Raw genomic sequence first — 14424 nt, 5'->3', positions numbered from 1 at the left:
TCCTTATCATAATATTCTTATGGGCATTATTCTTCAGCTGGTTCTTTGTTCTTTTTCTCGTACACGTTAATCACCTTCCGGGCTTTTTTGCATACTTCCGCCAGGAAGAAGCATATGGAGCCGTAAAGCAGGTAAGGGATGAGAGTACCGAAGAAAGTAATAAAGCTAAAACCACTCAATTCTTTGGTATACAGGCCGGAAAAGAGCAGTGAGGCACTGATGGAAATGATCAGCCCGGCAGCCCAGATCAGGCAGGCGGCAGCGAGAAGAATGATATAGGGCCAGTCTTTGTCTTTGTTAGTATCCGTGGATTCCCGTTTCATACCATTGAGCACTTTTTCCGGGATTTCTTTTTCAACGGCAGCGAACTCCTCATCGGTCATTTTGATCGGGAGTTTCTTTGTGACATAGTATTTCTTATTTGCGTACAGGACCGGCTGGGATTCGGAATTTTTAAACCGTTCCCAATCTTCCTTTGAGACTTCCACATATCCTTCTTCTTCATCCAGAAGTCCCGCGTATTCCTGGACAAGCCAGCAGTATTTTTCTCTTGCCAGTTTTTTCTCATGCTCGCATTTGTTCAGAAATGATTCGACCTTTTCCTGCATCCGGATCGCTCCTTTGTTATAGATGTACCGGGGACGTGTTTTATCCGCAAATACTATATCCAATAAAAGAATAGTTTTCAATGGATCGCGGGCATTGTTTACAGCATTGTGATATGTATTACGGAAATCGAGAATTCGTTTTTTGTGTTGACAGATTCTGAATTGAAGGATATACTCTAATCATGCTCCAACTGGAGCATAAAAGGAATATAGGAGGAACATAATATGGATGGCAGTTCAGAAAAAGTATCCGTCAATATGAATGTCGGTACACTGTCCCAGATAGACCTGCTGGTGGATCTGGGCTATTATTCCAATCGCAGCGATTTTATTAATCAGTCAGTAAGGCAGGCGCTGGATCAGAAACAATCCATTATTGAGAATGAGACACAAAGGCATCGTGAATCCAAAGCAGAGTGGTTCATAGGGATCTATGTGTTTTCTGAAGACCAGCTCATCAGTGCCAAAGAAAAAGGGAAAAAGATCAAAGTCGGCGGCTATGGCGTTGTTATCATTGACGAAAAACTCGATGATCTTGCGCTGGAAGTGATCGAGAGCATTGATGTCAAGGGAAAGATCATAGCGTCGCCTCGTGTCAGGGAAAGGTTTGCGAGGAAGTAAATAAATCTTATACAGAGAGCGTAAAGGAAATAACCGATTATCTGGAGGTCACACCATGAAACAGATCATTTTACTTGGCGATTCTGTCCGGATGCAGTACCAGCCTGTTGTTGCGGAAAAGCTCTCTGATATCGCAGGGGTTTCCGGGCCGGAGGAAAACGGAAGGTGGAGCGGGTATACGCTGAACTCCCTTCGGTTCTGGCTTCCCAACATGCCTTCACCGGATCTGGTGCAGTGGAACTGCGGCTTATGGGATATGGGGGATGACTATCAGGAGGGAAGGCATTTCTATCCTCTGGATCTGTATGAGGAAACCTGCCACAGGATCTGCAGGATCCTGAGGAAGGTGACTGGGAAACCGGACCTCCCGATTGTTATTGCCACAACCACACCTACAATGCACGGGGACCACGGGGATATCCTGCAGTACAATGATATCCTGCGGAAGGTTGCCAGAGAAGAGAACGCTCTGGTTAACGACCTGTATGTGGTGGTGGCCCCCAACAAGGAGAAGATGATCTGCGAGGATCATATCCACCTGACACCGGCGGGGGTGGAGGCTGTGGCGGAACAGACGGCCACAGTGCTGCGGAGCGTGCTGCAGGGGATCAATTCTTTCGATTGAGAATTGGCACATCAAAAAAGGATGGTATAATAGATACTTAGAGCCTTGCAGACATTGTGCAAGGCTTTTCTATATTGGTGAAATACAGAGGGCGTAAGGGAGCCTAAACCTGCTTTACTGCGAGTTGATGAAGAAACTGACGATGCTGTTTATTCCGCGAATTGCATTAGTGTCATCAGCTGCGGGAATTGTGTTGGTGTTGTGGCTGGATACCAGATCGTGAATGTCATGACAGTTCATGTGATGTAACAGAATGCGGGCCGTGCTGTATGCCTTTTCCATATGGCCGTCACCGCCGCCGACCAGGACCACAGCTCCTTTTTTCTCTTTCAAGACTGGCTTTTCATTTCGGAAGGCTGCGGCACAGTAATAAGTCTGGAGCCTGCTTCCCAAATCCAGCAGTTTCCCGGTCAGTTCAGAAAAATAAACCGGAGAAGCGATGAGAATGTTGTCACATTCCTGGATGCAGCTGTATATCTCCTGCATTTCATCTTTGACAGAGCAGCCGGTGTGCTGCCAGCAGTATCGGCAGTCAATGCAGGGAGAAACGTTGCATTTATAGGCGTTTACGATTATATATTCTCCGGGCAGCTGCTTTGTCAGTTCTTTGATCAGGCTGACGGTGTCGCCGTTTTCCCGCGGAGAACCGTTCAATATCAGTGTTTTCATTGTGGCTCTTTTTGCTTATCCTCCCATTCCTCGCACAGTATGGAATAGCACAGCGTATCGCTCTGATCCCTTGCATGCTTCCGAAGCCTGCCCTCAAACACGAAGGCACATTTCTCCAAAACCCGGAGGCTTTCAGCATTGTGGGAACGAACCCATGCCGCAATCACCGCCAGGCCGAGTTTCGAGAATCCATAATCCACCATGCACTTTACCGCTTCTGTGGCATATCCTCTGTTGCGGTAATCTGCCGCGATTGCGTATTCCAGTTCCGCATAGCCCTTGTACCGGTTCATGTCTCCCAGACTGATGAAGCCGATCAGTTCACCGCTTTCCCGATGAATGACCGCTTTGAAACGGGTATCTTTGGCCCGGGATCGAATCGCTTCTCCGGCGGATTGAATGGATTCGATGTAAGTCACACCGCTTTTGCGGAGCGCTTCATCCCGGCATATCCGGTATAACGCAGGGGCGTCGGCTTCCTGCCAGTTGCGTAAGATCAGGTTGGCTGTTTTTATAGTCGTCATTTTGAATATCCTTCCGGGAATAGTAGGATGATTTGTCTTGCTATGATATATGATGATATTGCTTATTACAGCAAAAGTAAACATTCAAAAACCGGAGCATAGGGGAGTCGATTCCGTTCGCTCAATGGTCATTCAAGTCCCTTGGAGCGGGACTTGCCCTCCCTTTCGCGCTAACAAACTCAGGGCATTTTCGCCTACGGTGAACAGCCCACTGGGCTGACATTTCCTTCGTTTGCCCCGTCTCGCTGCGCTGCGTATTTCAAATGCTTCGCATTGTATTTGGTCAAGGGAGTCGAACCCCTGTTCCGCAACCTCAATAGTCGCAACTCTCCACTGGAGAGATTGCTCCTTTTCGGTTGAGAAAGCCGCCGACGGGATTTCCTCCACTGGAGGCCCTCGGCGGCTTTCCCTCTCCAATGCTTCGCATTGGAGGTCGGGGTTCGGCTCCCCTAATGCGCAACAAGTCAAAAAACCGGAACCACCATAAAGGTGATTCCGGTTTTTTGATGTGGAGCATAGGGGAGTCGAACCCCTGACCTCGACAATGCGAATGTCGCGCGCTACCAACTGTGCTAATGCCCCATATGGGTACCCGGATCAGACCGGGTCAGCTTCCTCGACTTTAACGTCCAGAGGTCTGGGACGTGATCCTGTTGAATCCTGGCAACATAAAAGCTTCAAAAGCTCCATGCGCAAGCGGCAGTATATCACAGCACAAGTGAAAAAGCAAGGAATTTTTGACGGAGGGGTTTGTTTTCGGTATAATCCGGGTAGCAGATGAAGATTAAAAGGGGAGAGGAATATGGCTGTGCGGATGCGGGCGTGGCTGCTTGGAGTATGTATAGCCTGTCTGCTCCTTTTTGTTATGCCCGTTTTGGCTGAAACAGAAGGACTGAAGATCTCCCTGCCGGAGACGGTGAAGGGGTATACGCCCTGCGAGATCGTGATTGAGTCGCCGGTGACGGGAGAAGTTGAACTGAAGCTGTTTGACATGACCCAGAACCTGTGGCTGGTGCGGAAAGAACAGATTAGTGAAGGAAAGAATACGATCCCCTGGGACGGACTGGGGGAATACGGGGAGCGGATGTTCGCGGGGCCTTACCGTTTTGCGGCTAAGGTGAAGGGAACGGATGGAACGGAACGGACGGGCACCGCGAAATTCACCATCAACGGAACAACCCAGACGCTGGTGTACGCGCTGCCTTCCTCGGAGACGCTGTACCTGGACAAGGGTGAGAAATGGTTTGTGGAGTGCTTCGTGTCAGCGGAATGCCTGGTGGCGATGGAAGTGAAGAACGCTGACGGCGAGCGGGCCTATTACCGGGAGGAGCAGATCAGCAATCCGGACGGGGTTTCCATTGCCTGGGCCGGATCCATAGACAGCAAGACCAAGATCCCCGCGGGGAAATACACCGTGAACATGTGGAGCAAGCTCAACCCAGGGTATGTATGCAGCTTCCCGCTGACGGTGAAGGAAACCGCTCCGCCAAAGCCGGCGATCGCGCCTACCGGATCTGTGATGCCGGAGAGGGGCATGTCCGACGAGGAAATCTGGGAGATCATGATGAAGCCGTCGGTGGTGATCGACAGCAACGGTACATTCCGGCGGTTCAAGCTCTATTCCAAACCCAATACTTCCGCCCGGGCAGTGGGAACGCTGCGCTGCGCCCTGCAGGGGGTGGAAGTGCTGGATGTGGAAGGCGCCTGGGCCCATGTGCGGGCTTCGTGCCATGAAGACGGACAGCAGGCGGAGGGATACCTGTTGCTGAAACAGCTGACAGTTTATTCTCCGGGGACGCACTACGGCGTGCTGATCGACAAGCGGGAACAGACGCTGACAGTGTACCAGGACGGGAAGAAGGTAGGAACCGTTCCGGTTTCCACCGGGCTGGTGACTCCCGGCAACACCTACCGGGAAACACCGGCAGGCGCTTTCCTGACAGACGTGCATACCGGGTCCAGCTTCGCCCAGGAAGGATACCGGTATGAATATCCACTGCGGTATGACGGCGGAAACTACATCCATGGTCTGGGATTTGTCCGGAACGGAAGGGCAAGGGACTATTCCAATAATCTGAAGAAGCTTGGACAGAAGGCTTCCCACGGCTGTACACGGGTCAGCCTTTTCCTGCAGGAAGGGTGTCCGATCAACATGTACTGGCTCTGGATCCACCTGCCTTATCATACCCGGATCATCGTCCTGGACGATTAATTCATGATTTCCTATTATAAATGAAGGAAAAAAAGTCATTGACATAGAAATAAAACTATTTAGTATATTATGCGGATTTTTACCGCGTGAAGGAGGATGGATCCATGGCTCTGACCCCGAAAGATATCGCCGCAATGCTGGATCATTCAACGCTTCAGCCCTGGCTGACGGAAGACGATATACGACGCGGCTGCGAGGTCGCCCTGAAATACCAGACGGCGAGCGTATGCGCGCGCCCCTGCGATGTGCCGATTCTGAGTGAAATGCTGAAAGGCAGCCCTGTGAAGGTCTGCACGGTGATCGGCTTCCCGCACGGCGCACACCAGACCGCCATTAAGGTGGCCGAGGCGAAGCAGGCGCTGGCGGAGGGCTGCGAGGAGCTGGACATGGTCATCAACATCGGCAAGCTGAAGCACGGCGATGCTGACTATGTGGAGAATGAGATCCGGCAGCTGGCGGAAACCGCCCACGCGGCCGGCGCCATCCTGAAGGTCATCCTCGAAACCTGCTACCTGACGGAAGAGGAGAAGATCCTGGCCTGCAAGCTGAGTACGAAAGCCGGCGCGGATTTCGTCAAGACCAGCACGGGCTACGGCAGCGCGGGCTGTACGATTGAGGACCTGAAGCTGATGCGGGCGAATACGCCGGAGACGATGCGAATTAAGGGCTCCGGCGGCATCCGGGACCTGGATACGGTCCTTTCCGCTCGGGCCGTCGGAGCAAGCCGCTGCGGTGTGAGCGCCACGGAGAAAATCATGGCCGAAGCCGAAAAGCGGTACGCGGAAGGCACACTGAAGGAAATTGACACGCTCAAGGAAATGGGCGGAGGATACTGATTCGCGAAGCGAATCAATTAACAATTAACAATGAACAATGAAATGTTCATTATTGGAAGAGGTTGTTGGTTATGTACAATAAAGTTGCGACAGATATGAATTTTGTGTCCCGGGAGCAGGCAATCGCGAAGCTGTGGAATGAGAAGGATATCATCCGCAAGAGCTATCATCACCGGGACGGCAGTGAACGTTTCACCTTCTTTGACGGACCGCCTACCGCGAACGGCAAACCCCATATCGGCCATATCGAGACCCGCGTGATCAAGGACCTGATCCCGCGATACCAGACCATGAAAGGCAAGAGCGTGCTGCGCAAGGCCGGCTGGGATACCCATGGCCTGCCGGTGGAGCTGGAAGTGGAAAAGGCCCTGGGCCTGGACGGCAAGCCCCAGATCGAGCAGTACGGTATCGAGCCCTTCATTGCTGAATGCAAGAAGAGCGTGTGGAAGTACCTGCATGAGTGGGAAAAGATGTCCGAGCAGGTCGGCTACTGGGTGGATATGGAGCATCCCTATATCACCTATGACAACAAATATATCGAATCCGAGTGGTGGAGCCTGAAGCAGATCCATGAAAAGGGACTTCTGTACCAGGGCCACAAGATCGTTCCTTACTGCCCCCGCTGCGGAACCGCCCTGTCCAGCCACGAAGTGGCCCAGGGCTACAAGAACGTGAAGGAAACTTCCGCGTTTGTCCGCTTCGCCGTGAAGGGTGAGGAGAATACCTATCTGCTGGCCTGGACCACCACCCCGTGGACCCTGCCGAGCAACCTGGCGCTGTGCGTGAACCCCCGCGATACCTACTGCAAGTTCACCGCGCCGGACGGTAAGAAATACATCATGGCCAAGGCCCTGACCGACAAGGTTTTCGAGGGCCAGGAGCTGACCTTTGAAGCCGAGTATGTCGGCACGGACCTGAAGGGTATGGAGTATGAGCCCCTGTACCGCTTCGTGGAGCCGGACAAGAAAGCCTGGTTCGTGGTCTGCGATGACTACGTCACCATGGAAGACGGTACCGGTATCGTTCATATTGCTCCCGCCTTCGGTGAAGACGACAACCGGGTCTGCCGCGAGAACGGCGTGCCCTTTGTGAACCTGGTCAATACCCAGGGTAAGTTCATCGAGGAGACTACCTGGGCCGGCACCTTCGTGAAGGACGCGGATCCCCTGATCCTGCAGGACCTGAAGGACCGCGGACTGCTGTTCGCGGCTGTGCCCTTCGCCCATGACTATCCCTTCTGCTGGCGCTGCGACACGCCCCTGCTGTACTACGCACGGCCGACCTGGTTCATCAGGATGACCGCGCTGCGGGATAACCTGGTGCGCAACAACCGGACCATCAACTGGATGCCGGACAACATCAAGGAAGGCCGTATGGGCAACTTCCTGGAGAACGTCATCGACTGGGGCCTGAGCCGTGAGCGCTACTGGGGAACGCCCCTGCCGGTATGGAAGTGCGAAGAAGGCCACCTGCACGTGATCGGTTCCATCGAGGAACTGCGCAAGATGGCCATCAAGGATCCGGGTCCGGATATCGAACTGCACCGTCCCTTTATCGACGCTGTGACGATCCGCTGCCCCGAGTGCGGCAAGGAAATGCACCGGGTGAAGGAAGTTATCGACTGCTGGTACGATTCCGGCTCCATGCCCTTCGCCCAGTGGCACTATCCCTTTGAACACAAGGAAGAGTTCGAAGCGAACTTCCCTGCGGACTTCATCTCCGAAGCTATCGACCAGACCCGCGGATGGTTCTACACCCTGGAAGCCATCTCCACTCTGCTGTTTGACCGGGCTCCCTTCAAAAACTGTATCGTGCTGGGTCACGTACAGGATGCTGAAGGCCGCAAGATGTCCAAGCACCTGGGCAACGTGGTGGATCCCTTCGTGATGCTGGATAAGTTCGGTGCCGACGCCCTGCGCTGGTACTTCTACACGACTTCCGCCCCGTGGCTGCCCAGCCGCTTCAGTGAGGAAGCGGTACAGGAAGGCCAGCGGAAGTTCATGGCCACCCTGCAGAACACCTACGCCTTCTTTGCCATGTATGCCCAGATCGACGGATTTGATCCGCTGGCGCATCCGCTGGAAAAGACGGAACTGACACTGATGGACCGCTGGATCCTGTCCAAGCTGAACACCCTGATCAGCCAGGTGGACGATGACCTGGCCAACTACCGGGTGACCGAGAGCGCCAACAAGCTGGCCGCCTTCGTGGACGAGCTGAGCAACTGGTACGTGCGCCGGGGCCGTGAACGGTTCTGGGGCAAGGGCATGGGCGGAGACAAGGAAGCCGCTTTCGCCACGCTGTATCATGTGCTGGTGACCCTGAGCAAGCTGTGCGCGCCCTTCATTCCGTTCCTGGCAGAGGAGATCTACCAGAACCTGGTGGTGAACAACGTGCCCGGCGCTCCGGAAAGCGTACACCTGTGTGACTTCCCGGTGGCTGACAAGGCTGCTGTGAATCCCGATATCGAAGAGCAGATGGACGCCCTGGTGGAAGCCATCCAGCTGGGCCGCGCCTGCCGCAACACCGCGAACCTGAAGGTCCGCCAGCCCGTGCAGAAGCTGTACGTCAAGGGCGCCAAGTTCGAAAAGGCCTACCAGGAGCTGTGCGAGGACGAACTGAACGTGAAGGAAGTCGTCTTCACCGATGACGCCCGCGCCTTTACCACCTACCAGCTGAAGCCGCAGATGCGGACCCTGGGACCGAAGTACGGCAAGCTGCTTGGTAAGATCGGCCAGCACCTGGCCGGCATGGACGGCAATGACGTGGTGGATGCCTTCAACCGCGGCGAGGAAGTTTCCTTCATGATCGATGACACCGAAGTGAAGCTGAACAAGGACGACGTGCTGACCACGCCCATGAACAAGCCCGGCTTCATCGCGGCGGAAGACCGCGGCGTGACCGTTGTGCTGGATACGAACCTGAGTGATGAGCTCATCCGCGAAGGCTATGCCCGCGAGGTGATCTCCAAGGTGCAGACCATGCGCAAGGACGCCGGCTTTGAGGTGACCGACCGCATCAGCCTGTATTACGAAGGCGATGACGAGCTGGCTGCCGCGCTGGAAACCTATGGTGAAATGATCGGACGCACCACACTGGCCACCTCCATGACACGGGGAACCGCGCCGGAAGGCAGCGTAAGCCAGAAGTGGGATATCAACGGCAAGAAAGCCGAACTGGGGATCGCAAAAGCATGAAAATTGCCTTGATCGGGCAGGACGTACCAACGCTCCTGCCCGCCCTTTTAACTGACCTGCTTTTCGCCGGAAACGAAGCCAATGCTGAGGTGACGGTGGAGGAAAGCAATCCTGCCATGCAGGAGCTGCTGCAGGGATACGGGGAAAAGATCTTTGAAAAAGCCGGGAAAGGCGGGACCATTCTGGTTTCTGCCGACCGGGCTGAAGTCCTGACGAACGCCGACTGTGTGATCTATGCCGGTGACTGCCAGGCGGCCAGCCGCTTTTTCCAGGATCGAAGCGCCCTGGGCTCCGATGAGGAGGATAATCCCGGCCTGACAGACCAGGCCCGGGTGAACGGCGGTATCGAAGGCCTGCTTCACGCGCTGCGGGCCGGGGAAGTGATCCTGAAGCTCTGCGACGATATGGATCAGTACTGCCCCAAGGCTCTGGTGATCAACCTGGGCCAGCCGATGGCGCGGACCACCGCTGTGTTTGAAGCCCGGGGATACCGTACCTGCGGCCTCGGCCGGACACCCATGCGGGGCGCCAACGGCATCGATACCTATGCCAAACGGCTGCAGATCAAACCGGACAATGTGCAGGCGGTGACTGCCGGCCTGCCGGGGTTCGCGTTCCTGATCGAAATGAAAGACGGGAAAACGGATCTGCTGACAAAACTGAAAAAAGCCGCTGACAACGGCGAACTGGGCAGCCTGGCACGGCGCTGGCTGGGCTGGTGGGACGCGATCCCGGCAGGGGATGTGACGGACCACGCGGAGTTCCTGCCCGCCCAGGAAGGCTTTATCCCGGATGAGCATCCCGAGTTCGGGGAAACCGTGGAAAAACGCAAAGAACGCATCCTGTATATGAATACTGTGAGGGATCAGGGTGCGGAGAGCAGGGAAGGCGCCATGGCCCAACTGCTGCTGCTTTCCAAGGTGCCGCCAGTGAGGCCGATGAAGCTGGCCCTGGCGCTGCTGCGCGGGGAAACGGCGGAAATTCCGGCAGTAACCCGAAAGAATGACGGCGTTCTGCCGCAGCTGGTGAAAGACGCGATCGTTGAGGCACCGCTTGTCCTGAAGGACGGCAAGGCGGAAACCCCGGCTATCCGGGTTCCGGAAGCCCTGGCGGACATCCTGAGTGAAGTGGACAACGCCAACCGGCTGGCGGCGAAGGCTGCCTTCGGCGACCGGGAAGCCCTGCGGGAGTATGTGGAAACGGATCCCGCCATGGACGGACTGGACCGGCTGTACTGCCTGGACGTGGTGGAAGCGCTGATCAAAATGCATGAAGACGTATTAACAAGGTTTTGAGAAGGTAGGAAATTGTAAGAAGGTAGGAGGTAGGAAGTAGGAGGTATTTTTTACTTCTCGCCTCCGGGTTCCGGACTCCATCTTCTTCAATCAGATCAGAGATATGGAAAGCTGAAGATGTCAGTCTTTTCACCTCCTACCTGCTACCTCATACCTCCTACCTGAACTGAAAGGAGCCCCTATGTTCTTAGCTGACAGCTGGGTTGATTACGAAGTTTTAGATACCGGTGACGGCGAAAAGCTGGAACGCTGGGGAGAGATTATCCTGCGGCGCCCGGACCCGCAGACGATCTGGCCCAAGGCCCAGGAAAAACTGTGGAAGAGTGCCCAGGCACATTATCACCGCAGCGAGCGGGGCGGCGGAGAATGGGAGTTTCTGAAGAAGCTGCCGGAACGGTGGACCGTGAAACACGGGGATCTTTCCTTCTATGTGCGTCCCACGGGCTTCAAACATACCGGCCTTTTCCCGGAACAGGCGGCCAACTGGATCTGGATGAGCGACCTGATCAAAAAGGACGGCCGCAAGGATATCAAGGTGCTGAACCTGTTCGGCTATACCGGCGGGGCTACACTGGCCTGTGCCGCTGCAGGCGCCCATGTGACCCATGTGGACGCGGCAAAAGGCATGGTGCTGTGGGCCAAGGAAAACAGGGAACTGAGCAAACTGCCGGAAGACCGTTTCCGCTGGATCGTGGAGGATGCGCTGCGCTTTGTGCAGCGGGAACTGCGCCGCGGCAACAGCTATGACGGTATCCTGATGGATCCGCCCAGCTACGGCCGGGGACCTTCCGGTGAAGTATGGAAACTGGAAAATGAACTGTACGGACTGATCGACACCTGCGCGCAGGCCCTGAGCCGGGAACCGCTGTTCTTCCTGATCAACAGCTATACCACGGGCTTCCAGGCCAGCGTGCTGAGCAACATGCTGGAGAAGTGCGTGGTGCGCCGCTTCGGCGGGAAGGTGGACAGCGAGGAGCTGTGCCTGCCTGTAACCGCGGGAGGCGTGCTGCCCTGCGGCGCCAGCGGGAGGTGGCAGCGTGATTGACCTGGTAGACTCTATCCTGTATGAGGATAATCAGGTGCTGGTAGCCGTGAAGCCGCCGAACATGCTTTCCCAGGCGGACAGGACCGGGGATCCGGATATCCTGAGCGTGCTCAAGGAGTACATCAAAGAGAAATATCACAAACCCGGCAATGTTTACCTGGGCCTGGTACACCGCCTGGACCGCCCGGTCGGCGGGCTGATGGTTTTTGCCCGGACCAGCAAAGCGGCAGGACGGCTTGCTGTTCAGCTCCAGGAACATGATATCGGCCGGCAGTACCTGTGCATTGTCACCGGTGAAGTGCCGGATGAATTTACCCTGACCGACTACCTGATCCACGATGAGATCAAGAACAGGGAAGTCGTATGTGAGGCGGACGAGAAGGGCGGAAAGCTTGCCATTCTCCACGGACGCTGCATTGACCGCCGGAACGGGACAGCCCTGTGCGCGATCCGCCTGGAGACCGGCCGGAAACACCAGATCCGGGCCCAGCTGAGCAATATCGGCGCGCCGCTGTGGGGCGACAACCGCTACGGTACCGGGATCCCCGGACAGCAGATCGCCCTGTGGGGCTACAAGCTGACCTTCCGCCATCCCACCCTAAACGAGCTGATGGTCTTCCACTCCCTGCCGGAAGGCAATATCTGGGATACCTACGCGGACCTGCTGACTGTGCCGGAAGACACGGACACACCGCGGGAACGCCCGGCGCTGGTGCTGCGCGAAGAGGTTGTGCAGAAGCTGGAAGAGTTTGACAAGTTTAAGCCGATCAAAACAGACGAGTTGCTTTGATCTCAATGAACAATTAACAATGAACAATGAACAATTAATACTGAAACAGCCGAGTGAACTGTCCTGAGGTGTCATCCCGAGCGAAGTCGAGGGATCCCTTGCCATTTAAAACCAGAAAGGAATCCGATTTGAGTAAACCATTCAGTTATGAAGTAAAGCACGTGTGCAAGCAGTCCGGCGCAAGGCTGGGCGTGCTGCATACGCCTCACGGGGATATCCCCACGCCGATCTATATGCCGGTGGGTACCAGCGCCTGCGTGAAGGCGATGACGCCCCGGGAAATGGAAGAGATCGGCACGAAGATCCTGCTGTCCAACACCTACCACTTGCACCTGCGGCCTGGTGAGGCCCTGGTGAAGGAAGCCGGCGGCCTGCATAAGTTTATGGGCTGGAACGGCCCGATCCTGACGGACAGCGGCGGATTCCAGGTGTTTTCCCTGGCGGGGATCCGGAAGATCAAAGAGGAAGGTGTTACCTTCCAGAGCCACCTGGACGGCTCCCGGCAGTTCATCGGCCCGGAGGAGTCCATGGATATCCAGCAGGCGCTGGGCTCCGATATCGCCATGGCCTTTGACGTCTGTTCTCCCTATCCCTGCGACTGGGAAACAGCAAAGAAGAACATGGAGATCACCCACCGCTGGGCGGAGAGGTGCAAGAAGCACCACACCCGGGAAGACCAGGCGCTGTTCGGCATCGTGCAGGGTGCCTTCTACAAGGACCTGCGGATCGAGAGCGCCAAGACACTGGCTGATATGGATTTCATCGGTTACGGCATCGGCGGCCTGAGCGTCGGAGAACCGAAGCCGATCATGTACGATATGCTGGACGAGATCAGGCCGTATATGCCGGAGAACAAACCCCGGTACCTGATGGGCGTCGGCACCCCCGACTGCTTCATTGAGGCAGTGATCCGGGGCGTGGATATGTTCGACTGCGTGCTGGCCACGCGGATCGCCCGCAACGGCAGCGTGATGACCAGCAAGGGCCGGGTGGTTGTCAAGAACGGCAAATATGCCCATGACTTCAGCCCCCTGGATGACCAGTGTGACTGCTACGCCTGCAAAAACTTCACGAGGGCATATATCCGCCACCTCTTCAACGCGAAGGAGATCACCGGCGGACGGCTGGCATCGATTCACAATCTGCGGTTCCTCATCCACATGATGGAGGAAATCCGGGAAGCGATAGCGAATGATTCTTTGCTTGATTATCGTAAAGAATTTTATGAACGGTATGACCTGACGAAAAACTTCTGATCGGAAATAATTCTGAATTCTGCATTCTGAATTCTGAATTGATAAATGAGGAGGACAAAACCATGAAGATCTTACCCGTAAGCGACCCGTCATTCCAGAACTACGGCCAGGTGATCACCGGCTACGACCTGAAGGAACTGCTGGACACCCTGGACAAGGTTACGCCCTGCCCCGATGGTGTGGAATATGTTCCGGAACAGCCTGAACTGCAGGCGCTGGCCATTGAAAAGGATCTGCGGAACAATGCCTATGGCGGAATGCCCATCCAGATCGGCTGGTGCAACGGCCACAACACCAAGATGAACTGCCTGGAGTATCACCGTGACAGCGAACTGAACGTCGGCACAGAGGATTTCATCCTGCTGCTGGCCAAGCGCGAAGACCTGGTGGACGGCATCCTGGACACTGACAAGGTGGTTGCTTACCTGTGCCCTGCCGGCACCATGGTTGAAGTATATGCCACGACCCTGCACTACGCTCCCTGCAGCGCCAAGAAGGGCCAGGGCTTCAAGGTCATCGTTGTCCTGCCGAAGGGAACCAACCTGGCCAAGCCCGAGTTTACCGTGAAGAACGCTGAAGATGAACTGATGACCGCCGCCAACAAGTGGCTGCTGGCTCACGCGGATTCCGCCGAAGCTGCCGCGGGCGCGAAGGTCTGCATCAAGGGCGTCAACCCCGACATCGCAGATCTGATCTGATTCAAGACATAAGCAAAGGGCACTGCCAATCGGCAGTGCCCTGTTTTA

Annotated in this window: 13 protein-coding genes and 1 tRNA gene; 10 read left to right on the top strand and 4 right to left on the bottom strand. The window is 55.5% G+C overall.

Annotated features, from left to right (window positions below; translation table 11 throughout):
* Nucleotides 1-26: 26 nt before the first annotated feature.
* Entirely contained in the window at nt 27-608 is a 582-nt protein-coding gene (locus JYE50_RS08840; RefSeq protein ID WP_084095176.1) for a hypothetical protein, read from the bottom strand.
* A gap of 225 nt (nt 609-833) precedes the next feature.
* On the opposite strand from JYE50_RS08840, the gene JYE50_RS08835 reads away from it, so the two are divergent.
* Nucleotides 834-1229, top strand: a complete 396-nt coding sequence (locus JYE50_RS08835) for a ribbon-helix-helix domain-containing protein (protein ID WP_084095175.1) — start codon at nt 834-836, stop codon at nt 1227-1229.
* Nucleotides 1230-1284: 55 nt separating this feature from the next.
* The gene (locus JYE50_RS08830) at nt 1285-1854 is read left to right on the top strand and encodes an SGNH/GDSL hydrolase family protein (RefSeq protein WP_084095174.1); all 570 of its coding nucleotides are present in this window, start codon (nt 1285-1287) and stop codon (nt 1852-1854) included.
* Between the two features lie 114 nt (nt 1855-1968).
* Here JYE50_RS08830 and JYE50_RS08825 read toward each other — a convergent pair whose 3' ends face one another.
* From JYE50_RS08825 to JYE50_RS08815, 3 genes are all read right to left on the bottom strand, one after another.
* Nucleotides 1969-2523 (bottom strand): flavodoxin family protein, encoded by a 555-nt coding sequence (locus tag JYE50_RS08825; protein ID WP_084095173.1) that lies wholly within the window; start codon nt 2521-2523, stop codon nt 1969-1971.
* The gene (locus JYE50_RS08820; protein ID WP_283399167.1) at nt 2520-3047 is read right to left on the bottom strand and encodes a GNAT family N-acetyltransferase; all 528 of its coding nucleotides are present in this window, start codon (nt 3045-3047) and stop codon (nt 2520-2522) included. The genes JYE50_RS08825 and JYE50_RS08820 overlap by 4 nt, the downstream gene beginning before the upstream one ends.
* Nucleotides 3048-3556: 509 nt before the next feature.
* Nucleotides 3557-3629, bottom strand: a tRNA-Ala gene (locus JYE50_RS08815).
* 220 nt (nt 3630-3849) lie between these two features.
* Here JYE50_RS08815 and JYE50_RS08810 point away from each other — a divergent pair.
* The 8 genes from JYE50_RS08810 (at nt 3850) to JYE50_RS08775 (ending at nt 14376) form a co-directional block, all read left to right on the top strand.
* Nucleotides 3850-5259, top strand: coding sequence for a L,D-transpeptidase family protein (locus tag JYE50_RS08810; RefSeq protein ID WP_084095171.1), 1410 nt, complete (start codon nt 3850-3852; stop codon nt 5257-5259).
* A gap of 104 nt (nt 5260-5363) precedes the next feature.
* The gene (gene deoC, locus JYE50_RS08805) at nt 5364-6095 is read left to right on the top strand and encodes a deoxyribose-phosphate aldolase (protein ID WP_084095170.1); all 732 of its coding nucleotides are present in this window, start codon (nt 5364-5366) and stop codon (nt 6093-6095) included.
* A gap of 71 nt (nt 6096-6166) precedes the next feature.
* Nucleotides 6167-9292, top strand: a complete 3126-nt coding sequence (ileS, locus tag JYE50_RS08800) for an isoleucine--tRNA ligase (protein WP_084095169.1) — start codon at nt 6167-6169, stop codon at nt 9290-9292.
* Nucleotides 9289-10587 carry a family 4 glycosyl hydrolase gene (locus JYE50_RS08795; protein ID WP_084095168.1) on the top strand — a complete coding sequence of 433 codons (1299 nt, stop codon included), beginning with the start codon at nt 9289-9291 and terminating at the stop codon, nt 10585-10587. Before ileS ends, JYE50_RS08795 begins: the two co-directional genes overlap by 4 nt.
* Nucleotides 10588-10768: 181 nt before the next feature.
* Complete coding sequence (locus JYE50_RS08790) at nt 10769-11632, top strand: class I SAM-dependent methyltransferase (protein ID WP_084095167.1); 864 nt, start codon at nt 10769-10771, stop codon at nt 11630-11632.
* The gene (locus JYE50_RS08785; RefSeq protein ID WP_283399166.1) at nt 11625-12422 is read left to right on the top strand and encodes an RluA family pseudouridine synthase; all 798 of its coding nucleotides are present in this window, start codon (nt 11625-11627) and stop codon (nt 12420-12422) included. Before JYE50_RS08790 ends, JYE50_RS08785 begins: the two co-directional genes overlap by 8 nt.
* Nucleotides 12423-12550: 128 nt before the next feature.
* On the top strand, nt 12551-13678 hold the full coding sequence (tgt, locus tag JYE50_RS08780; RefSeq protein WP_084095166.1) for a tRNA guanosine(34) transglycosylase Tgt: 1128 nt from the start codon (nt 12551-12553) through the stop codon (nt 13676-13678).
* A gap of 62 nt (nt 13679-13740) precedes the next feature.
* A complete protein-coding gene (locus JYE50_RS08775) occupies nt 13741-14376 on the top strand; it encodes a DUF4867 family protein (RefSeq protein ID WP_084095165.1) in 636 nt (211 codons plus the stop codon).
* The last annotated feature ends 48 nt before the right edge of the window (nt 14377-14424 follow it).

Origin of the sequence: Aristaeella lactis (assembly GCF_018118585.1) — a bacterium.
GTDB classification, from domain to species: domain Bacteria; phylum Bacillota; class Clostridia; order Christensenellales; family Aristaeellaceae; genus Aristaeella; species Aristaeella lactis.
The sequence above is the reverse complement of the archived record's forward strand: the minus strand, read 5'-3'. Positions and strand labels throughout refer to the sequence as shown.

Excerpts from the sequence above, each read along its gene's own strand:
- JYE50_RS08790 (WP_084095167.1), top strand. The coding sequence starts at position 10,769 with ATGTTCTTAGCTGACAGCTGGGTTGATTACGAAGTTTTAGATACCGGT.
- ileS (WP_084095169.1), top strand. The coding sequence starts at position 6,167 with ATGTACAATAAAGTTGCGACAGATATGAATTTTGTGTCCCGGGAGCAG.
- JYE50_RS08840 (WP_084095176.1), bottom strand. The coding sequence starts at position 608 with ATGCAGGAAAAGGTCGAATCATTTCTGAACAAATGCGAGCATGAGAAA.
- JYE50_RS08835 (WP_084095175.1), top strand. The coding sequence starts at position 834 with ATGGATGGCAGTTCAGAAAAAGTATCCGTCAATATGAATGTCGGTACA.
- JYE50_RS08775 (WP_084095165.1), top strand. The coding sequence starts at position 13,741 with ATGAAGATCTTACCCGTAAGCGACCCGTCATTCCAGAACTACGGCCAG.
- JYE50_RS08810 (WP_084095171.1), top strand. The coding sequence starts at position 3,850 with ATGGCTGTGCGGATGCGGGCGTGGCTGCTTGGAGTATGTATAGCCTGT.
- JYE50_RS08795 (WP_084095168.1), top strand. The coding sequence starts at position 9,289 with ATGAAAATTGCCTTGATCGGGCAGGACGTACCAACGCTCCTGCCCGCC.
- JYE50_RS08825 (WP_084095173.1), bottom strand. The coding sequence starts at position 2,523 with ATGAAAACACTGATATTGAACGGTTCTCCGCGGGAAAACGGCGACACC.
- JYE50_RS08820 (WP_283399167.1), bottom strand. The coding sequence starts at position 3,047 with ATGACGACTATAAAAACAGCCAACCTGATCTTACGCAACTGGCAGGAA.
- deoC (WP_084095170.1), top strand. The coding sequence starts at position 5,364 with ATGGCTCTGACCCCGAAAGATATCGCCGCAATGCTGGATCATTCAACG.
- JYE50_RS08830 (WP_084095174.1), top strand. The coding sequence starts at position 1,285 with ATGAAACAGATCATTTTACTTGGCGATTCTGTCCGGATGCAGTACCAG.